The following is a 19,875-nucleotide window of genomic DNA, read 5'->3' on the forward strand; positions in this document are numbered from 1 at the left end:
TTACCATTGAGCACGAGGAAGATAGATGTTGAAGGCCTCAGAAAATAAATAGTAAGGCCCAGCAGAAAAGAGAATGGCGACGAAGATGGCAATCGCTACGGTAGTAGCCTTCCTGGGGGCTAGGTAAAGCTGTGTAGTAAGCAGATATACAAAAGTGCTGATAATAAATCCCGCAATAGGCATTGCTATCATATACACAGTAAATAGCACCAGGTTGATGATGACGGCTTTAAGTGCGGTTAGTCTTCTCCAGGCAATGCAAAAGGTTGTACGCGGTAAGCCGTGTTTGGAGAGTTCAAAGATAACTGCCATGCCGCATAAAATTGCAATACTGAAAAAGATAATTTGTGGGAAAGTACCTGCACTCATGGGTTCCCAACGAGAGGCCGGCAATGAGCCGGCCTTGAAGGCCATGAATAAAGCACCGAGGGCGATGATAAGGTAAGACAGCACTTGTAACGCCGGGATTAGAGCTGTCTCTGCGCTTCTGCGCTCCATAAAAACCTCCTAAAGCACAACGTTACCTTAATTAAGGAGGTGGGCGTTGTTTTCAATGAACTCGTTATTACGCTCTAAATAAGCGGTATAGTCTTCTCTGTTAAGGTAACGCACTGTGCCGCCTACATTCTCAATGTCGGTTTTAAACCCTTCACTATTAGCGACATTTTTAAGCGCACTTTCCAGTGTTGAAACGACCGACTCGGGTGTTCCTTTGGGCACAACAACCCCACGAGTAACTAAAAACTCAAGATCATGCCCCAGTTCTTTAAGTGTGGGTGTATCAGGTAGTTCTTCAATGCGTTCAGAAGTAGCCGCTGCTAACACGTTCAAATCGCCATTTTCTACGAAGGCGCGTGCTGAGTAATAGTCCTCTATAGCCACTGTGATATGCCCACCCGCGAGCGCACGTAACCTTTCTCCAGTCCCTTCATACCCCACATAGCCAAACTGAGTGCCTGTGGATTCTTCAAATTGCACTGCCCATAAGTGTGGAATACCACCTAATGTAACGCCCATCCGATACTCACCTGGGTTTGAGGTGACATCTTCGAGCATGTCTTCGAGTGTTTCCCAACCAGTATCGGCATTTACTACGATGACCGAGTTATCGCTGGTCATCATGGAAACGACATCAAAATCGTCCCAGTTGAGGTCTGTCACCCCCGAATGGTGCGCGATCAGCAAACCTTCATGTATTTGCGAAATAGTGTATCCATCGCTATCTCGGCGTGAGGCTTCACGCAGTCCTACCGTTCCACTTGCTCCAGGCATATTAATCACAGGCACCGCTTGGCCTAACTCTGTTTCAAGATGTTTGCTTACCAAACGCATTAGCAAGTCGCTGCCGCCACCTGGCCCCCAGGGCACAATAAATTCGATTGGCTTTTCAGGATAATTATCAGCAGCTGTTGCAAAGGCAGGTATAGAAAGTGCTGCTGCTAAGGCGGTGGTAGTGAATAGCGATTTAAGTGTCATTGTTTACCCCATTGATCCATGAATTGTTGTGAGTTTTGGCGTGTTGAGTGGTGTTACTTATAAGTTTTTGTAAAGTTTGAGTTATCTTTACGGAATAATAAGCCCTCCATAAACCAGGGCGCCCATAACCACAAAGGCGGGGTGCGTGTTAAAACGAATCAGTGCTATAGCGGCGACTATGCCAATGATCAGGGTATGAATCGTCCCGCTGGTATTAAGGCTTTCGAGCAGAAACCCCAAGGTCAGCCAGGCCATCATCATGGCGATGACAGGGCGCACCCATTGGCTCATGCGCTTAACCCGGGGGGAATCACGATGACGGTAGAGCAACCCTAACGCGCCTAACATGAGTAGCAGCGTAGGGATCACTGTGGCAGCTACGGCAATGAAGGCACCGCCAATACCTGCTACTTCATAGCCCACATAGCCGGCCATTTTGGTCGCGATAGGGCTAGGTAATGCATTGCCGAGGGCTAATGTTTCCGCGAAGGTTTGTGCGGTCATCCAGCCATAACGGCTAACCACTTCGGCTTCGATCAGTGGAATAATGGCCGGGCCGCCGCCATAGCCGATAATGTTTGGGATAAAAAAGGCTAAGAAGAGATCCCAATAAATCATGCCGCCTCCTCCGCTTTTTTCTTACCGGCAGGACGCAGGAGGGCGGCAAGTAGAATGGCGCCAATCACCCAGCCTGGGTGAATGCCAAGCCAATAGATCAGCCCGGCGGCAATGATGGCCATTGCAATGCTGACCAGCCAGCCAAGAGCGGCCTGGGATTTATCAAAAAAGTCCCAGGTGAGCTGCGCCATCATCACCATGACCACCGGCACTACCGCTTGGCCCATACCGCGAATCCATGCCACATCGCGGTAGCGGCTGAAAATGCCTAACATGACAATCATCGCCACAATCATCGGGACGATAATAGCAATGACGGCCGCAATACAGCCGACGACTCCACCTACACGATAGCCAATATAGCCGGGCATCTTGGTGGCAATGGGGCCGGGTAAGGTATTACCAATCGCCAGTACATCGGCAAACTCTTCATCGGTTAACCAATGGTGACGGGTGACGACCTCGGCGCGCACTAATGGGATCATGGCGGGGCCGCCACCGAAACCAAAGATGCCGATGCGGAAAAAGGCCCAGAAAAGTTGCCAGGAGGTGGCGGGTGGTGTCATTGATGCATATCCCGCGAAGCCAAAGAGGAGATCAGAAGCATACCTAGACCTTATTTATCGTTTGTAGGTTAAAAAATCGATTATCTTGTCTAAAATAGAATATAGGTAGTGCCCGACCCAACGTCAACAGTCAAAACAGAATGGACAGCGGGAACTGAGATAAACAAAGGACATCGTGATGAATAATTCTCTACCTACGTCAGCCAAGTCAGTAGGGCCAGTGGGGCCAGCGGGTACCGCATCAAGTCGCGTGTTTGATCATTTACGCAAGGATTTGGTGGGTGGGCGTTTTGTGGCCGGTGAAAAGCTCGCTATCAATGCGCTCAAAGAGCGCTATCAAGTCGGTTTGAGCCCGCTGCGAGAAGCGCTCAATAGATTGGCGGCTTATGGGTTGCTGGTGCAGGAGAATCAGCGCGGCTTTCGGGTGCCGAAGCTATCGCGGGATGAACTGGACGATATTGCCCAAATGCGCCTGGAAATGGAGGGGATGGCGCTAGAGCGAGCTATTGCTAACGGTGACTCGCTTTGGGAGGCCGATTTGCTTGCCGCCGCACATCGCCTGAAACGGGCCGATATAACCCTGGATAAAGGCGAAGAGTGGGAGCATCTGCATACACAGTTTCACCGCACCCTGGTGGCGCCGTGTGGGTCAGTCTGGTTATTGCGTTTTATTGAGCAGTTACACGACCAGTTCGATCGCTACCGACGTTTGGGGCCAAAAATGCCGACGATACGTCAAGAGCTGGACGAGCAGCATCATCAGCTGGTGGAGCTGGCGCTACAGCGGGATGCTAAAGCAGCGCGTGAATTAATGGACGACCATATCCATAAATCCTATGAAGTCGCCCTGAAGCGCTACCAAGAGCACGTGTAGTTGGTCATGAACAGTTGGTAAACTGCTGCGCATAAAGCGTCGGCCATCGCCGACCTAACCATGATCATGAGGGTGCTATGCACACAGATAACCAACACGCAGATGACCAAGTAGCCGCGCAAACGCTGAACTGGGTGCGCACCTTCATTGTCGCCCACGATATTTGCCCGTTCGCTCAGCGGGAGCTAGCGCGTGAAGCCATCCGCGTTGAGGTTGTGCGCTCTAAAAAAATTGAAGTGGCGCTTGAAGAGCTGATGGTCGAGGTAGCGTGGCTGGACGAACACCCTGAAACTGAAACGACGTTGCTGGTATTTCCTACGCTTTTTAAAAGCTTTGATCACTACCTGGATTTTGTTGAGCTGGCCGAAAGTATCTTGGTCGATCAGGGATATGAAGGGGTCTATCAGCTCGCTACTTTTCATCCCGATTACTGCTTCGACGGGGCTGAGCCCGATGACGCTGCCAACTATACCAATCGCTCTCCCTATGCCATGGTGCATCTGCTACGTGAAGAGAGTGTTGAAAAGGCGATCGAGTTTTACGGCGATACCGACGCGATTCCTGAGCGCAATATCGCTAAGTTAACGGCGATGGGCAGCGACGTCGCTGAGCAGCAGTTGCAGCACTGTTTTGACGTGAGCGACTAAGGTTTGTGAATCGCTCGCTGATGCTTGCCTTTGCTTTTAGCGGCATACAGGGCGCCATCCGCAAGTTGTATTATGTCGATATTCGCATTTAACGAGCCGCTAATTTTTATGACCTGAAGCGGAAGACCAATGGAAAAAGGGCCAGTCAAGCTGGCCCAAAAACATGAATTAAAACTCTTCCCAATCAGGTGTGGCATTGGGCAGTTTTCTAGTTGAGTAAGCGTTAGACGCTGCAAGTGCCTGCGGTGATGAAGAGGCGCTGGGGGTTTCCGAGCCACCGTGCGCTACGCGCTTAAGTTTGAAGGTCGTGACTAACTCGGCCAAACGAGTCGCTTCATCCTGGAGTGAGGCTGACGCGGTGCTGGTCTCTTCAACCAGTGATACATTTTCCTGGGTCGCCGAGTCCATCTGGGATACCGCTGTGCTGACCTGGCTAATGCCCGACTCCTGCTCCTTTGCGGCGAGAGCAAGTTCTTGCATCATTTCCGTCACTTTACGAATAGCTTCGTTGATCTCCGCCATATCATGGCCATTTTTCGCTGCTTGTTCCGCACCGACAACAATACGCTGTGAGATATCTTCAATCATGGTGCGTATTTCTTTCGATGAGGTGGAGGTCTTTGTTGCTAATGAACGAACTTCGCTGGCCACCACCGCAAAGCCTCTGCCGTGCTCGCCAGCCCGGGCAGCTTCTACCGATGCATTCAACGCCAGGATATTGGTTTGAAAGGCGATCGAGTCAATCACCTGAATAATGTCATGGACTTTGTGCGAGGTCTCTTCTAATTCCCGCATCAGTAGGCTGGTGCGTTCAGATGCCTGCTTACCACTATTCGCCTGTTGCGCGGCGTCCTGGGTCAATTGCTGTGCTTGACCGGCAGTATCTGCGTTTTGCTGCACAATCGATGAAATTTCATCCATACTCGCGGCGGTTTGCTGCAAAGCTGCGGCTTGTTGCTCTGTACGCGAAGCGAGATCCTGGCTGCCGCTGGCAATTTGCGTAGAGCTGGAGGCGACGGCTTCGCTACTTTGATTGAGCGTACCGATTATCTCTTCCAGGCGCTCCTGCATATCCTCCATGGCACTATAAAGGCGGCCAATCTCGTTACGCCCTAGGGCATCGATATGGCTGGTCAAATCCCCCTTTGCAATGTTTTCGCAAATGCTGACTGCCCGCTGTAGGGGACTGATGACGAGCCGATTAATCATTATTTGTACCACAATATAGAGTACAATCGCGGTTAAAATGAGAACGCCTACGGTGATACCAAAAATGACGCTGTCGCGCTGCGCTTCCGAGTGAACTTGGTTGCCTCTGCTCAATGCATAATCATTGAAATTACTGATCGCAGTGCTAAAGCCAGAGAACTTCTGATTAATGGGATCACGGTATTCGTCCAGTGTCTCATAGCGCTCGTTGGCTAAATCACTTCTTAAGGTGTCAGTGACAATAAGGTGGTAACTATCGACAATTGCATCGATTAGTGGGCGACGCTCGGAATCAATCGGGAGTTCAAGGCGAGTGAGTTCTGCAATACGCTGGTCAGATTTCTCCAGGCTCACCAGCGCTTCTCCCAGCGCCCGCTCAGCGTAACTTTCGTTGCCATTGCGGTAGTGCTGTGACATGCGCTCTAGCCTGACCCGCACTTCCATTAGATTGGTTTCTGCACGGTTAGCAGCACTCGCTTGTTGAGCACTGATTTCATTAATTTCTGCCAGCAGCTGTGCACCTTCGCGTTCTGCCATGACACCCATGCTACCCAAAATGATAAGCATGGCTAAAAGCACAATCAGTGCGCCAGCAATCATTCTCTTAACTGATATGTTTTGCATTGATACTTCTCCTAATACTCCCCGCACCTGAATTGGTGCATGAGGAGTTTTAAAAGGTATCAATTTTCCGTTAAAATAATAATTTGATTAAGTTGGTGTTAGTTTTCTATATTGTTAAATGCTAAATCATAATAAAGCCGTATAATTAAATGTTTTTTTAAACTTGTTTGAGAGTTGTTTGGAAAATAATTGTTTGATAAAGAGTTGCTTAGTAAATAGTCGTCTGGTAAAGAACCCTTTGGTAAATGGATGATTGTTAAAGCGTCTTATGCATCACATGCGTATCGACAAAACCGAAGCGCGCATGGCGGTAGGCGTTAGGAACGGTACCCACAATACTAAACCCAAGCTTCTGCCATAACGCGACAGCCACCTCATTGGTGGCCACCACGGCGTTGTACTGCATGGCCAGAAACCCTAGTTCCCGGGCCTGTTGCTGGGAGTGCTCACACATGGCTCGCGCTACGCCTTTGCCCCGTGCGGCGGGGGGCACCATATAACCACAGTTACATATATGATCGCCGGGGCCAGCCGCGTTGGTTTTTAAGTAGTAAGCGCCCAGCACTTGTCCGTTTTCATCTTTGGCAACCACACTGGCGTTAGGCGTTTTACACCATAACTGACGGGCAGCTTCAAAACTGATATCGGGATCAAACGCATAGGTCTCTTGCGCTGCAACAATGGCTTGGAAGGTGGGCCAGAAAGCAGCAAAATCGTCATCCGTTATTGGAGAGAAAGCGAGTGTGGTCATAACTATCCTGTGCAGCTAAGCGCTTATCGGGCGACCTCAGCCACAATTTCGTAGCTGCGTAGACGGTCGGCGTGGTTGTAAAAATCGCTATTAATCATTAGTTCATCGGCACCAGTGCGTGTTTGGAATTCCTCAAGCTCGGCTTTAACTGTCTCGGGCCCACCAATAATCGCCGCGCCTAAAAATTGGCTGACTTGGGCCTGTTCCATCGGCGACCAATCCAACTGCTCAACCGGCGGTTGTGACTGAGTCGGCTTGCCGCGAATAAGGTTTAAAAACTTCTGCTGCGCTGTCGTGGCCAGGTAGTGAGCCATCGCGTCACTCTCTGCGGCCATCACGGGAAGGCCGACCATCGCATGGGGCTTATCCAGGTGCTCCGAAGGGCGGAAGTTATCACGGTACAAACGCAGCGCTTCAAATAAATAGCCCGGCGCGAACTGAGCCGCAAACGCGAAGGGTAAGCCCAGTTTGGCTGCCAGCTGCGCGCTGTAACCGCTGGAACCCAGCAACCAAATAGGCACATGGGTACCTTGGCCAGGCACCGCTTTCACTCGCTGCTGGGGCTCTGCATCGGCTAAGTAGCTGCGCAGCTCATTCAGCAGTTGTGGAAAATCATCGACCCCGGCGTGGGCGTTGCGGCGCATAGCCTGCATGGTGGCACCATCCGAGCCAGGCGCACGGCCTAATCCCAGATCAATACGGCCAGGGTAGAGCGTTTCCAGTGTGCCGAACTGCTCGGCAATCACCAGCGGTGGATGGTTAGGCAGCATAATGCCGCCGCTACCCACGCGGATGGTGGACGTTTGCCCGGCTATATGACCAATCAACACGGCGGTTGCGGCACTGGCGATACCGGCAATATTGTGGTGCTCGGCAAGCCAGTAACGGGTATAGCCTAGCCGCTCGGTTAATTGCGCCAGGGCAACACTATCGCGAAAGGTCTCTGCGGCACTGCCGCCCTGGCGAATAGGTGCCAGATCAAGAACGGAAAGTGCCGTGGAAGCGAGTTGGCTCATGGATCACCTGCAAATTAATTCGTGGGCGCGTCGGGTGAAAAATTACTTAGCGCGCTTGGTAATTACACGTTATGCGGCCATTGCAGATGAATTGCAAGGTGTCGACTATCCAGGTGGCGGATATACAGGTTCGTTGGCTCCTCACTCCTCACTTAAAGGTGGAGTGGGGCGAATAAGAATTTCATTCACATCTACATGGGCAGGTTGCGCTAGTGCGTAAATTACCGCATTGGCGATATCGCGATCTTCTAAGGCATGAGTTGGCGGCTCATCAAAAAAGGGGGTGTCGACCATTCCAGGTTCAATTAGCGTCACACGCATGCCGGTGCCACGTAACTCTTCACGTAAGTTGTAGCCAATTCCGGTGACCGCCCACTTGGTCGCGCTATACATCGAGCCTGGAATAGTCGTGCGGCCTGCCGCTGAGCCGGTGAGCAATACATGGCCTTTGCTGCGTTTAAGGGCGGGCAAACAGGCTTGAATAGTGAGGCCCACTCCATAGATATTGGTGAGAATCATCTCACGCCATGCGTCGTGGTCGGCTTCACTAAAGCCGCCGGGTGAACCGCCACGGCCAGCGTTGGCAAAGACGCCATCCAGGCGGCCAAAGGTTTCCAGCGCCTGCTCAACCATGGCCTGCTGCTGTTCCATGTTAGTCACGTCCAGCTCACAGGTCAGTACGTTTTCCGGCCCCAGCTCTTGCGCCAGTGCGGTGAGCTTGTCGCTAGAACGTGCAGCGAGTACTAACTTATAGCCTTCACGTGCAGCTGCGCGAGCGGTGGCCGCACCGATGCCGCTAGATGCGCCGGTAATTAATAGCACGCGGTGTTGCATGGGGTGCGCTCCTTGCTTGGTCAGTCAAGTGAGCTTTTAGCATGGCTAAGGTGACAGCATCCTGCAAATATAGGCTTAAGCAGCTTGGTATTGTGCTGCTAACTGACTGCTAACGAGGAGCCCATCTACTTTATGTTTTAGCATCGTTGCGTTTTAGCATCGCTGAGAGATCCAGTATCGCTTGAGCCATATCTGCCATGCTTTTGCTTTGATCCATTGAGGTTTTCCGCAGAAAGCGGTAGGCCTCCTCTTCGTTCATCTCCTGGTGGGCCATGATGAGACCTTTGGCGCGTTCAATCAGTTTGCGTTCTCGTAGCGCTTTGCGGGTATTTTCAAGCTCATCGCTGAGCCCTTGTAAGCGGCTGGCCTGGGCTTGGGTGAGCTCGATCAGCGAGCGGCCCAGGGGGGAGGTGAGAGCGTTGGCGGTCAGGTCACCTAATGGTTGCGCTCCATTCAGCGCCAGCAGCTGCTCGCAGGGGGCGGGTGTAGGGTGGCAGGGCTGTGCCTTGGCTTTTTCTAAAGCCTCCTCAGCCTGGCCGATTTTGCGGTGGCAGAGCATGCTCAGTTGTTCAATCAGCGCATCTTCAACCGTTTTCATTGAGTCGATGCGCAGCGTGGTGAGTTCATACCAGGTTTCACCCAGCTTATCGGGTGTCTCTTTGGGTGGTGATTGTTTTGCCGACGAGCGCTGGCAGGCGATATCGCGCAGATGGCAAATACCCGACAGCGTGCGCGGTGAAAGCTCCTTCTGCCATGCCTGCTGCGCTTCGGGTGTCGCAAACTCTACAAAGGTGTCGAAGCAGCGCTGTTGATCTGCCATGAGTTGATTGAGCAGCGCGCGATGGGGCTCGTCGAAGTGGCCATGGGTAAAGCCAAAGGCGCCGCAGGCGCGCTCCTGGCCCGCCAGCTCTTTGCCTTGCATTAAGTGGAAAATCGCTACTAGCGTGCGGGTAATATCGGGATCGATAGAGGTATCTGCGGCCTCAAACACAATGGCTAGTAGGCCACTGGTCAACTGGTTAAACGCCTGGGTCGCTGCATCGGGGGTGATAGCAAAGGTATCAATGGCCTGACGAAGCGCGCCAAGTTCGTCAAGCGCGTACCAGACGGCGGCAATCCGGCGCAGTAAGCGCGCGGCGGCCTGGGGGCGGGCCTCCTCACTGAGCGCTTCCAGCCGTTGGCGCATTAGTGTTTCGGCCTGCTGACTGTGTTGCCGGTAGGTGTCGCGGCGGGTTTTGAAGCGCTGCCCCTGGGAAACAAGGTAAATCGTCGATGCGCCCCGTTCACGCTGGAGCATATGAATAAAGCGGCTGATGTCGCCGACAATATCGGCGGTGGTGGCAAGGTGGGTAAGGTTGTCGATATCGCAACGGATGGCGGTTAAGAGCAGTTGCTGCGCTGAAGACATAGAAATTTCCTTGGTGACTCGCCGCCTAAATGTGAACACTCCCATACCGTTATTCTCCCATACCATGCCGAAGCGTATGGGAGTGAACAGGAACGTTATGGAAGTATGAGTGTACTGGAAAGCGCTTAGCGTAACGACAGAGCGCCCGCGCCTACATCATCACCTACTGCGTCGCTATACGCTTTGGCCTCTTCTGCTTCGGTAGCATCGCTAAAGCGTACCACCAACACACATGAAGCCAGGATCAGTACAGTGAGGCCTAAATAGAACAGACCTTGCTGATAGGTCAGGCTTTCGCTGCGGAACAGAAAGGCAGCGCCTACCGCGCCCACATTACCGCCAGCGCCGACTATGCCCGCCACGGCACCCAGCGCCTTTTTGTTGATAAACGGCACCACGCCAAAAGTAGCGCCTTCCGCCATCTGCACAAACAGGCTGAACACCAGCATGATACCTATCGCTAGGCTTAATACGTGCATCTGCGAAAACGCTACCAACGCAATACCTTCGCAAACCAAGGCAATAAACAGCCAGCGAACGCGTCCTTTCAAGCCCCCTTGCTTAGCGAAAAGATCCGAGAAGACGCCGCCTAAAGTACGCGCAAAAATATTCATTAAACCAAACAGACCGGCAATCAGACCCGCGGTGGCCAGGGTAAGATCAAACTTATCAAAGAAGTAGATGGCGGCAATATTGTTGATCGTCAGTTCCACGCCAAAGCAGAGGCCATAGACAACGAACAGCGCCCAAACACGAATATCCTTGGCGGCGGCTAGAAAGCTTTGCGCGGCACCATTTTCTCCTGAAGCTTCAGGCAATTCGCCGCGTGCGCGCAGGTCGCTGAAGTTGCCGTTGGGGGCATCCTGGGTAAAGAACCAGTAGCCAATGCCGGTAAAGAACATCACTACACCAGGCACCATCATCGCTAAACGCCAGCCAAAGGCTTCGTTAACGCCCAGCATCAGCATGCCCGAGAAGATTAGTGGCATCAGTATCTGCGTGGTGCCACCACCCAGGTTTCCCCAACCTGCGCTAGTAGCGTTGGCAGTGCCGACCACATTGGGGGCGAACATCATCGAGGTGTGGTACTGGGTAATCACGAAGGAGGCACCAATGGCCCCAATGGCTAAGCGCGCCAATAGAAAGGTTTCAAAGCTATCGGCCAAGCCAATGCCCATCACCGGAATAGCGCCTAATATCAGTAGCCCGGTATAGGTTTTACGCGGGCCGATGCGGTCACACAGTACGCCAATTGCAAGGCGCACAATTACCGTAATCGCTACCGAAGCGATAATCGTATTGCCGATTTGTGTTTGAGTCAGTGAAAGGTCTTCTCGAACAATCGCCATAAGAGGGGCGATGCCGAACCAGCCGAAGAAACAGATATGAAACGCGAACCATGAAAAGTGGAAAGCGCGCATCTGAGGAGTCGAGAAGTTAAGCAGCCGAATGCGGTTGGCTTTGTTGCGTATGTCCATGGGATGGCCTCACGGGGCATAAAACGAGTTAGTCGCTACGCAACGCAAACAAGTTAGCGCGTTACGCAAACAATTGACGAGAACATGCCTTCACCGTTGAAGGTCAGGTTCGACGCACTCGTACCCGACTGGGCCTGGTCCACGCCTACCACCACTGGTAGGAGTTATGCAGGTAGTTTGCCAGTTGAATATTTATTGCTAAAAATCAATATCTTAATTTATTTTTGTTGTGCGTGTTAGAGATGAGTGATCAAGTCTATGCTGCATGATTGGGCATGCAACGCCGATTTTGCGGCATCTTGGTGCTAGAAGGGTGCAATGGGCGGACTGAACGTGCAGCCATTATTCATGTAAATAGACGGCATCAATATCCAGTGTGGAGTGGCTACCAATCGCTTCAAAGTGTTCGCTTAACCAACGTTCAGCGGCAGCTTGTCCCTGCTCGAAAAGATGGCATAGAAAAGGCCACTCAGAATTGGATTTGCTGGAGACAGAGAGGCCCTCAAGTGCCTGCTCGCCGCTAATGCGGTGGAACAACGCCTGCTGGTAGCAGTTTTCAATGCCTTGCTCATCGAGGGTATGCTTAAGCAGCGCAATCATACGGATCTCTTTAATCAGTGCTGAGTTAAAGGTGATCTCGTTGAGGCGATTCATAATGGCCGATGCCGAGGTGGGGACTTCGTTACGGCTGATTGGGTTGATTTGTATCAGCAGAATATCCCGTGCGCTGCACTCCTCCATGAGAGGAAACAGGGCGGGGTTACCCATGTAGCCACCATCCCAATACGCTTCGCCGTCGATCTCCACTGCTTGGAATATAAAGGGCAAGCAAGCGGAGGCCATCACCGCGTCAACGCTCATCTCTTCACGGCGGAACACCCGCTGTTTACCCGTGCGTACGTTAGTGGCCGCGACAAACAGCTTAAGCTGTTGGCATTGCCTAACCCGCTCGAAATCAATATGTTCGGCCACGATATCGCGCAGCGGATTTATATTGAGTGGGTTGAGTTGGTAGGGGGAGGCCACACGGCTTAATAGGTCCATCGCAATAAAACCGGGCGAGTGATCCAGGCTCCAGTTGCCGGTCAATATGTCCAAGGGAGAGCGGCGGATGGGGCTGGCCATACCCGCGCGACTCACCGCTTGCCAAAAGTCGTGCAGTGCTTGCCGAGCGGTCTCTTTATCGCCTCTTGTGAGCGCATCGGCCATTACCACGCCATTCATTGCCCCGGCGCTGGTGCCGCTGATGCCCTCAATCTCAATGCGGTCATCTGCCAGTAGGCGATCAATGACACCCCAGGTATAAGCCCCGTGGGCGCCACCGCCTTGTAACGCGAGATCTAGCTTTTTGACCTGTGCCATATGCTTTTTCCCATTGCTGCTGGTGAGGAAAGTGGTTTTATTGCAACCAGCATGGCATAGGCGGCTAGATAAGACGAAAGGCTATTTAGCGTACAACGGCTATTTAAGGTGCGCCCGCAAGCGGTGAGTGATGATTGGTTGAATAGGGCGCCTCATACATGGCGTGCTCCATGAGGTTGTCCAACTGCAGGGCGAGCTGCTGGCTGGCTTCTTCCATGACTCCCAAGGCGGCCAGTTGACCATTGCGGTCGCCCAGGCGGGCAAACTTAAGTGCTTCCGCGCCACTGTCATGCATACGGCGATGGGGTGCCGCCAGCGCTCGATAGGCCTCAGTGCGGGCGTAACGTTGGTGACCTTCTCCATGTTGATGCCAGCGCCCTAAACGGCATTGGTGATGGTCTTCTAGGGGAGTGTCTGTGTTGGCAGAGAGGAGCTGCTTATAAAGCCGACACTTCCACACCGCATGATCAAGCTTCGCGGAGTGTAAAAACGCAGCGGTGGCATTGTGATGAATCACCTTGTGCATATGCTGAGCTTGGTCAGCAAGCTGATGCACTGCCTGCTTGGCTGCTTGCGCGGAATGGGTAATCTCCTCGTCGGCCAGACATTTTTTCACTACGGCCTGCGAGTGTTCTCTTACCTGGCTATTAATTTGCTCCATCAGTAGGCTGAGCTGATGGCTCAAGCTGTGCATAGTCAACGCTAAGCGGTGGACATCGTCTGCAATGGCTGCCAATCCTGGAGATTGCTGGCTAGCGGCATCGGTGCTGCCAAGCAGACCTTGGCTATGGGCCGTTTCAAGGGCCGTACTTACCGCTAACGCCTGGGCGTGGCCTGCACTACGGGCGAGAGCGACCTGTAGCTGGCTTAAGGCGTGCAGAGTTTTAGCTAACACTAATGGGGGTAACGCTTCGGTACGTTCAGTGTCGTGGCAACGTTGGTCAAGGCTACTGACCGCCTGTTCAGCGGTGGCAATTAAATTAACCGTTTCCGTTAGGGTGGCCCGCTCGCCGGCAAGCTGATCCGCGTACTCCTGTATGCCACTATTGAGAGAAGCCAGCATATCCGCGCCTCTCGCCTGCAGCATGCCGATGGATTGTGCCGGTTTCATCAGGCTCAATAATCGGCAACTGGGGGAGGGGGTAGCAGCGTCAAGCTGAGTGCGTAACTCGGCAACTTCCTGTTCCAGGCGGCGAATTTTTTGGTACGGGTGCATAAAGGTGAACATGGCAGAGACACCTACGGCAGATAGCAATATTTTGTGTTAATTTGTCACAAAGTATTGCAGAGGGTTCCCCTGTGCGCCTGATTTAGCGGCCGAAAATGATAAAATTCAGCTACTGATTGCCTGTAAGGCTGAGGTTGTTAACGTTCCCCTCATTAAGATTCTGGGTAACATTAGCGCCGGGCTAGCTGTGCGGCGGTGGCCGTGCAGCCTAAAAACGCGGAGGTGGCCAGCCACTCGGCATCGGGATAATAAGCGAACACATACTGATCCTCTTTTAGACTGTCGATCAGCGGGTAAGTGACGTCTTCGCGTACCGCCGGGCAGCCATGGCTGCGACCGAGCCGCCCCGTTTGGGTGATAAAGGCGTCGCTTACATAGTCCGCGCCGTGGATCACAATAGCGCGCTCAAACGCCAAGTCATTGACGTTGGGTTCCAGACCCTCCAGGCGCAGTGAATAGCCGTTGCGCCCATAGTAGCTGTTCATAGTGCGAAATAGGCCAATGCTGGATTGATGGCTATCGGGGGTATTGGAAAACGTCTCTGCTTGGGCGTCGCCAGACCCCTGGCCGTGGGAGACCAGCTCTTCGAAGAGTAGCTTATGCTGGCGCAAATCAAATACCCACAAGCGCGGCTCGGTAGATGGCAGCGAGTAATCGATCACTGCCAAGCGCTCGGCATTAGGCTCGGCGCAGTTAAGCGCTTGGGCGGCTAAACGCAGCGCATCGGGCGAGGCCTGGGGGGCGAGCTGCAGCAACTGATGGTGTAAAGGCAGTATGCCGCGAGGTGGCGTTGAATCAACTTGGGCGAAGAAACTGGCAGCGTGGAGCGGTAATGTAAATAATGTAAAAGGGAGAGAAAATAATAACGTGGCAACATTTAAACGAAGAGCCATAAAAGTCGATCCTACGAGCAATATAAGTCATTATAAAGATTAGCCGACTAATATAAAAAACAGGGTCGGCGATGTGGAAGACTATAGTAACGCAAGGAGAGGGCGATGAACGAGATACAGCCACTAAGACAATGGGCGATAGGGGTCGCTCTTTGTCTCACGCTTACCCACAGCCCTTTAGGCATTAGCTATGCGAATGCGGATTCAGCGCCGTTACAACAGGCGTTAGCCCAGCAATTAAGCGCGGTGGAGGTGCAGCGGCTACCCGTTGCTGAGTTTTATCAACTGCGCGATGGGCAGCCCGCCTGGCAGGCAGCCGTGGCGGTTGAGTCACTGGTGGCTGCGTTGAATAGCTTGGAAACCGATGGTCTAACACCCGAGGATTACCACGCTGATACACTGATTGATGAGTTCCAGCGCAGTCAGGCAAGCAGTCAAGCCGCTCAGGCGTCGTTTGATATTAAAGCAACTCGAGCGTTGCTGCTGGCGCTGGATCATTTAGAGCGCGGTAAGGTGAACCCGCGCGATGTCGAACCCCAGTGGGATGCGCCGCGCCCTGAACGTCGCTACTCACTGCTGCGTGTGGTGCATGCCGTCGATGACCGCTCGCTTGATAACGCGATCGCGCTGGCTCGGCCCTCGTCTGCTGAATATCAGCAACTGCGCGATGCCTTGAAGCAGCATTATCAGCTGGCTAACCTGGGCAGCGTGCCCTACTTGGCTGCGCGGGAAGAGTCGTTGCGGCCAGGCGATGAAGCCGACGATGTGAGCGTGCTGCGCCAGCGCCTGGCACTATGGGGAGAGGCTGAGTTACAGGTGGCGGATAGCAGCGCCTATCCATTAATCGGTGTACAAGCCGGGTCGAATCGGCGTGCCTTTGATGCACCGCTGGAAGCCGCGGTGAGGCGTTTCCAGCGCCGTCATTTGCTGCAGGAAGATGGTGTAGTGGGCGAACAAACTCGCTTGGCGTTGAACACCTCAGTGGCGTCGCGAATCGACCAACTGCGGGTCAATTTAGAGCGCGCGCGGTGGATCCGTCCGATGCAATCTGCTGAGCCACGAGTATGGGTTGATATTGCAGGCTACCGGATGCACTACGTGCGCCCTAACGGCCAGCACTGGGACGCTCGTGTGGTGGTAGGAACCCCGCGGCGCGAGACGCCGATTATCCACTCTACGATCAGCCATTTAACCATTAATCCTTCCTGGACAATCCCGCCGACGATCATGCGCGAGGATGTGTTGCCCCAGGTGCGTGCCGATATCGACTACTTGGCGCGTAAAAACATCCAGGTGATTAGCCCCATGGGCGAACCGCTTGCTGCGGAGGAGATCGACTGGCAGCGTCCTGGCGGCGTTATGTTGCGTCAGGTAGCGGGTACAGGTAACCCGCTAGGTCGCGTCGTGGTACGGTTTCCCAACGATGAAATGATCTATTTGCACGATACCCCCGCGCGTGGATTGTTCCGGCGTGATCAGCGTGCACTTAGTTCAGGCTGTATTCGGGTTGAAGGTGTGACTGAGCTGGCGCAAATGCTGCTGCAAGACACCGGCAGTCGTTATCAAATGAGTACGCTGTTAAAAGGAGGGAGTGATCGCAATGTGAGCTTATCTCAGCGTATTCCCATTGCGCTGCATTATTTGACCGCGTGGCCAAATGCCGAAGGCGAGGTGGAGTTTAGACCTGATATCTACCGCCGGGATGCAACGCTACTGGCCGCGCTGCAGCGGTCAGTCTAGACAGTTGAAAATACGTAAGCCAACGCAAAACACCGCCCAGTGGCGGTGTTTTGCGTTTGAGTACACGGTAGCTATATAGCGGTCGCTAGTCGTCGCTCTCCTGCCGATAATTAGCCACGCTAACCGGGCCTGTTTCGCCGCTTTCCAGCGCCGCCAATATGGGTGCTGCCTGATTCTGGAACGCAATAAGCGTATCGCCGCTCAAGCTGGTGTTTTCGGGTAGGGGAACCGTCATCGCATTGACCGGTGAGTTGTTGACGATGACTTCGTAGTGCAGGTGAGGGCCGGTGCTGCGGCCTGTATTGCCTGATAGCGCGATACGCTCGCCCATTGTTACACGTTCACCTTGCTTCACCAGCGGCCGGGAGAGGTGCAGGTAGCGCGTCCGGTAGCCATTGTCATGACGGATGACGACATAGCGTCCTGCGGCGCGATGGTTGCTCACTCGTTCCACAACACCGTTAGCGGGAGCCGTTACCGGCGTGCCAATCGGCATAGCAAAATCGGTACCGTTATGCGGGCTAGTGCGGCCGGTTACTGGATGCTTACGGCGCGGATTGAAGCTGGAGCTTAAACGGTAGTTGCCTTCAAACGGGTGGCGCGCAAAGGCAGGATCCAGGCTACCACCCTCAGGTGTATAGAAGTTATCGTCGCTGGCATTACGCACAACGGTTAAGTCCATGCGTTCGCCGTTGTAATGAACAGCCAATACACGGGAATCTAAAGTTTCACCATCGATCATGTCTGACTCGACCAGTACCTGGAAACGATCGCCGCGGCGGCTGTCACGCCGAAAATCGAGTTTCTTTTCGAGTAGTTTCGTCAGTTCTGTTACCGAGCCGCTGTTCAAACCTGTCGCCTGGGCGGAGCGCGCAAAGCTACCGCTGACGCTACCGGCATAGAGGCGCTGAACAGGTTCTCCTTGGCGTTCAATCGTGGTGATGGCGAAGTGGTCTGCGTCCTTCTCCAGCAGTATGCCGTCACGGGTGTTTTTCATCATGCGTAGCGACAATAAACGCCCATCTTCATCCAGCTGATAATCAAAGCTGTGCCCGGCGCGCCAATTGGTTAGCATGCGCGGGTCAGGTAAATCCTCCAGCAGAGCCATCACTTCGCTATAGCCTAGGCCTAATTCGTTTTGTGCCAGTACGGCAAAAGTTTCGCCGGATTCAACAATGTGGGTTTCCCACTCAGGTACAAAGGGCTCTTCAGCTGCCAGCTCTAAATCCAGAAAGGAGATATCATCGAATAGCTCAACGCCATAATCCTCATAAGAGGTAGCGTCGGCAATTTCGACGGAAGAGCTGTTGTCTACATTATTATCCAGCATGCCGCTAGCCAATGTGCCTAGCACAATTGCCATATGCAGCGCACCGTCATCGAGACCACCGCTTTCCAGTGCTGCGGTATTCGGTACCGTGACGTCGCCGCCCAAAGCCGGCTGGTTCGCCATGTCGGCCTCTGCGCTGGCAATGACGTCAAGATCAACGATCTCGGTTGCGGTGAGTTCACTGAGGGGGATATTTTCGCGGGTCGCGTCGAGGGCGCGCGAGGCGCGATCGATCGCATCTGCTACCGGGGTGCGTTCTTGATGCAGGGAAGGGACACCCGGAGTAGAGTCGCTTGGGAGCGGTACTAGCACGCTTTCAAGCGGTGTGTTTAGTTGAGTTAAATCTTGGTATGTCGTCAATAACTTTTGTGTGCCCAGCACGGTGACCATTGTGGCCACGGGTAACAGTAATAATTTGTGCGTACGGGGCAGCGAATGGAGGATTCGCAACATGGGTAAATGGACCGCCGAGTTCGTGATTAAAAGTAACTATTAAGCGAATAAACCCGGAAACCATACCCCATGAAGGCAGGGGTGCATAGACTGTATATCTATACATAAAGCGTAATTAAATACAAAAATAGCACTAACAGACAGAGATTACTATTTATAAACAGCGTTTGCTAACAAATGTAACCAGTGAAGCGTGCTAACTAAATAATCTGTGTCAAATATTTTCCCGCTGGATAGAAATAACGTGCTCTTTTACCTGCGTCCAGCAGTTAATCTCAAGCATTTTGTAAGCATGGGCGGAAGTGTTAGCTGTTTCCTGGCATTCTAGCCATGTTTTTTCGAACATTAAGCGCATTGTTTCGCTGTATTGCGTTGAGGAAATCGAAATGTCCCGGGTAACACTTTCACAATGGCAAATGTTGGCCGCCGTGGTTGACCACGGTGGATTTGCGCGTGCGGCAGAGGCGGTACATAAAAGCCCCTCCACGCTGAACCATGCCGTTCATAAATTAGAAGAGCAGCTAGGCGTGCAGGTGCTGGAGCCTATTGGCCGACAAGTACGGTTAACCGAAGCGGGCGAGCTGCTGCTTCGGCGCGCGCGTCAATTAATAGAGAGCGCAGCGTCACTTGAAGATGTCGCCACCCGGCTAGCCGCTGGTTTAGAAGCGGAAGTGGTAGTGGCAATCGATCAGGTGTTTCCCGCTGCTGCTCAAGCTAAAGCGCTAGAGCGATTCTCTGAAACGTACCCGCAGGTGCGCGTTCAGTTGCACGAGAGTGTTCTCAATGGCGGCATTGAGATGCTCTATGATGGCCGCGCAGACTTGGTAGTCTCCGGCATTGAGGCGCAGGGCTTCTTGGGCGAGCCGTTGGTCACGGTGCGCTTTGTTGCCGTGGCGCATCCCCAGCATGCGCTACATCAATTGGGCCGCTCGTTGGATCTACGCGATCTAGCCCAGTATCGGCAGTTGGTGGTGCGTGATTCAGCGCTGCGCCAATCAACCAATGCTGGCTGGTTGAAAGCCGAGCAGCGTTGGACCGTCAGCCACCTCAATACCTCACTGGATATGCTAAGGCGTGGCTTGGGGTTTGCCTGGATGCCGGAAACACGAATTGCGGAGGAGTTAAACAGCGGGCAATTAAAGCCGCTGCCACTACCCGCGGGCGGTATTCGTGAAGTGCCGATTCAGATGATTTTTCGCGACCGAGACCGGGCAGGGCCAGCGGCTCATGCGATGGCCGCCGCACTGAAACAGGCCGTGGTGAGCGAATGCGCGCTGAATGATTCGACTGACTCGAATGAAAGGCCGTAAAACATCCGCTTGAGCGTTCCTGAAGCGGGCGTATGCTGAAGAAAAGAACGTAATTGTT

The 19,875-nt window shown here is 53.2% G+C and carries 18 protein-coding genes; 4 read left to right on the top strand and 14 right to left on the bottom strand.

The window, feature by feature from the left end:
* The 4 genes from RO22_RS05130 to RO22_RS05145 all read right to left on the bottom strand — a co-directional run bounded on the left by RO22_RS05130 (position 1) and on the right by RO22_RS05145 (position 2,660).
* Positions 1–498 carry a tripartite tricarboxylate transporter TctB family protein gene (locus RO22_RS05130; protein WP_027959914.1) on the bottom strand — a complete coding sequence of 166 codons (498 nt, stop codon included), beginning with the start codon at positions 496–498 and terminating at the stop codon, positions 1–3.
* Positions 499–525: 27 nt separating this feature from the next.
* The gene (locus RO22_RS05135) at positions 526–1,476 is read right to left on the bottom strand and encodes a Bug family tripartite tricarboxylate transporter substrate binding protein (protein WP_027959913.1); all 951 of its coding nucleotides are present in this window, start codon (positions 1,474–1,476) and stop codon (positions 526–528) included.
* A gap of 87 nt (positions 1,477–1,563) precedes the next feature.
* Positions 1,564–2,094, bottom strand: coding sequence for a chromate transporter (locus tag RO22_RS05140; protein WP_041157783.1), 531 nt, complete (start codon positions 2,092–2,094; stop codon positions 1,564–1,566).
* Positions 2,091–2,660 (bottom strand): chromate transporter, encoded by a 570-nt coding sequence (locus RO22_RS05145; protein ID WP_041157784.1) that lies wholly within the window; start codon positions 2,658–2,660, stop codon positions 2,091–2,093. Before RO22_RS05145 ends, RO22_RS05140 begins: the two co-directional genes overlap by 4 nt.
* 178 nt (positions 2,661–2,838) lie before the next feature.
* On the opposite strand from RO22_RS05145, the gene RO22_RS05150 reads away from it, so the two are divergent.
* Both RO22_RS05150 and RO22_RS05155 read left to right on the top strand, forming a co-directional pair.
* Positions 2,839–3,534, top strand: coding sequence for a GntR family transcriptional regulator (locus RO22_RS05150; protein ID WP_022520673.1), 696 nt, complete (start codon positions 2,839–2,841; stop codon positions 3,532–3,534).
* 77 nt (positions 3,535–3,611) lie between these two features.
* On the top strand, positions 3,612–4,181 hold the full coding sequence (locus RO22_RS05155; protein WP_027959910.1) for a DUF1415 domain-containing protein: 570 nt from the start codon (positions 3,612–3,614) through the stop codon (positions 4,179–4,181).
* A 168-nt stretch (positions 4,182–4,349) separates the two neighbouring features.
* Here RO22_RS05155 and RO22_RS05160 read toward each other — a convergent pair whose 3' ends face one another.
* From RO22_RS05160 to RO22_RS05200, 9 genes are all read right to left on the bottom strand, one after another.
* Entirely contained in the window at positions 4,350–6,014 is a 1,665-nt protein-coding gene (locus RO22_RS05160) for a methyl-accepting chemotaxis protein (RefSeq protein ID WP_041157785.1), read from the bottom strand.
* A gap of 256 nt (positions 6,015–6,270) precedes the next feature.
* Entirely contained in the window at positions 6,271–6,765 is a 495-nt protein-coding gene (locus RO22_RS05165) for a GNAT family N-acetyltransferase (protein WP_027959908.1), read from the bottom strand.
* A gap of 23 nt (positions 6,766–6,788) precedes the next feature.
* Positions 6,789–7,781, bottom strand: a complete 993-nt coding sequence (locus tag RO22_RS05170) for an LLM class flavin-dependent oxidoreductase (RefSeq protein ID WP_027959907.1) — start codon at positions 7,779–7,781, stop codon at positions 6,789–6,791.
* A gap of 141 nt (positions 7,782–7,922) precedes the next feature.
* Complete coding sequence (locus RO22_RS05175) at positions 7,923–8,615, bottom strand: SDR family oxidoreductase (protein WP_027959906.1); 693 nt, start codon at positions 8,613–8,615, stop codon at positions 7,923–7,925.
* A gap of 130 nt (positions 8,616–8,745) precedes the next feature.
* Complete coding sequence (locus RO22_RS05180; protein WP_027959905.1) at positions 8,746–10,023, bottom strand: nitrate regulatory protein; 1,278 nt, start codon at positions 10,021–10,023, stop codon at positions 8,746–8,748.
* Positions 10,024–10,148: 125 nt separating this feature from the next.
* Positions 10,149–11,501, bottom strand: a complete 1,353-nt coding sequence (locus RO22_RS05185) for a NarK family nitrate/nitrite MFS transporter (RefSeq protein WP_009287177.1) — start codon at positions 11,499–11,501, stop codon at positions 10,149–10,151.
* 342 nt (positions 11,502–11,843) lie between these two features.
* Positions 11,844–12,863, bottom strand: coding sequence for a patatin-like phospholipase family protein (locus RO22_RS05190; protein WP_009287178.1), 1,020 nt, complete (start codon positions 12,861–12,863; stop codon positions 11,844–11,846).
* A gap of 103 nt (positions 12,864–12,966) precedes the next feature.
* Positions 12,967–14,091 carry a CZB domain-containing protein gene (locus RO22_RS05195; protein WP_035538589.1) on the bottom strand — a complete coding sequence of 375 codons (1,125 nt, stop codon included), beginning with the start codon at positions 14,089–14,091 and terminating at the stop codon, positions 12,967–12,969.
* Positions 14,092–14,261: 170 nt separating this feature from the next.
* On the bottom strand, positions 14,262–14,984 hold the full coding sequence (locus tag RO22_RS05200; protein ID WP_027959903.1) for a murein L,D-transpeptidase catalytic domain family protein: 723 nt from the start codon (positions 14,982–14,984) through the stop codon (positions 14,262–14,264).
* A gap of 105 nt (positions 14,985–15,089) precedes the next feature.
* Between RO22_RS05200 and RO22_RS05205 the strand changes: the two genes are divergently transcribed.
* Complete coding sequence (locus RO22_RS05205; RefSeq protein WP_027959902.1) at positions 15,090–16,724, top strand: murein L,D-transpeptidase; 1,635 nt, start codon at positions 15,090–15,092, stop codon at positions 16,722–16,724.
* Positions 16,725–16,809: 85 nt separating this feature from the next.
* On the opposite strand, the gene RO22_RS05210 is transcribed toward RO22_RS05205, so the two are convergent.
* A complete protein-coding gene (locus RO22_RS05210; protein WP_022520662.1) occupies positions 16,810–18,507 on the bottom strand; it encodes a peptidoglycan DD-metalloendopeptidase family protein in 1,698 nt (565 codons plus the stop codon).
* Between the two features lie 386 nt (positions 18,508–18,893).
* Here RO22_RS05210 and RO22_RS05215 point away from each other — a divergent pair, with 386 nt between their 5' ends.
* Positions 18,894–19,817, top strand: a complete 924-nt coding sequence (locus RO22_RS05215; RefSeq protein ID WP_027959901.1) for a LysR family transcriptional regulator — start codon at positions 18,894–18,896, stop codon at positions 19,815–19,817.
* Positions 19,818–19,875: the final 58 nt, after the last annotated feature.

The organism is Halomonas sp. KHS3, assembly GCF_000830495.1.
In the GTDB taxonomy this organism is placed as follows: Bacteria; Pseudomonadota; Gammaproteobacteria; order Pseudomonadales; family Halomonadaceae; genus Vreelandella; species Vreelandella titanicae.

Bases quoted from the DNA above. Each gene is read 5' to 3' on its own strand.
- RO22_RS05130 (WP_027959914.1), bottom strand. From the start codon at position 498: ATGGAGCGCAGAAGCGCAGAGACAGCTCTAATCCCGGCGTTACAAGTG.
- RO22_RS05135 (WP_027959913.1), bottom strand. From the start codon at position 1,476: ATGACACTTAAATCGCTATTCACTACCACCGCCTTAGCAGCAGCACTT.
- RO22_RS05140 (WP_041157783.1), bottom strand. From the start codon at position 2,094: ATGATTTATTGGGATCTCTTCTTAGCCTTTTTTATCCCAAACATTATC.
- RO22_RS05145 (WP_041157784.1), bottom strand. From the start codon at position 2,660: ATGACACCACCCGCCACCTCCTGGCAACTTTTCTGGGCCTTTTTCCGC.
- RO22_RS05150 (WP_022520673.1), top strand. From the start codon at position 2,839: ATGAATAATTCTCTACCTACGTCAGCCAAGTCAGTAGGGCCAGTGGGG.
- RO22_RS05155 (WP_027959910.1), top strand. From the start codon at position 3,612: ATGCACACAGATAACCAACACGCAGATGACCAAGTAGCCGCGCAAACG.
- RO22_RS05160 (WP_041157785.1), bottom strand. From the start codon at position 6,014: ATGCAAAACATATCAGTTAAGAGAATGATTGCTGGCGCACTGATTGTG.
- RO22_RS05165 (WP_027959908.1), bottom strand. From the start codon at position 6,765: ATGACCACACTCGCTTTCTCTCCAATAACGGATGACGATTTTGCTGCT.
- RO22_RS05170 (WP_027959907.1), bottom strand. From the start codon at position 7,781: ATGAGCCAACTCGCTTCCACGGCACTTTCCGTTCTTGATCTGGCACCT.
- RO22_RS05175 (WP_027959906.1), bottom strand. From the start codon at position 8,615: ATGCAACACCGCGTGCTATTAATTACCGGCGCATCTAGCGGCATCGGT.
- RO22_RS05180 (WP_027959905.1), bottom strand. From the start codon at position 10,023: ATGTCTTCAGCGCAGCAACTGCTCTTAACCGCCATCCGTTGCGATATC.
- RO22_RS05185 (WP_009287177.1), bottom strand. From the start codon at position 11,501: ATGGACATACGCAACAAAGCCAACCGCATTCGGCTGCTTAACTTCTCG.
- RO22_RS05190 (WP_009287178.1), bottom strand. From the start codon at position 12,863: ATGGCACAGGTCAAAAAGCTAGATCTCGCGTTACAAGGCGGTGGCGCC.
- RO22_RS05195 (WP_035538589.1), bottom strand. From the start codon at position 14,091: ATGTTCACCTTTATGCACCCGTACCAAAAAATTCGCCGCCTGGAACAG.
- RO22_RS05200 (WP_027959903.1), bottom strand. From the start codon at position 14,984: ATGGCTCTTCGTTTAAATGTTGCCACGTTATTATTTTCTCTCCCTTTT.
- RO22_RS05205 (WP_027959902.1), top strand. From the start codon at position 15,090: ATGAACGAGATACAGCCACTAAGACAATGGGCGATAGGGGTCGCTCTT.
- RO22_RS05210 (WP_022520662.1), bottom strand. From the start codon at position 18,507: ATGTTGCGAATCCTCCATTCGCTGCCCCGTACGCACAAATTATTACTG.
- RO22_RS05215 (WP_027959901.1), top strand. From the start codon at position 18,894: ATGTCCCGGGTAACACTTTCACAATGGCAAATGTTGGCCGCCGTGGTT.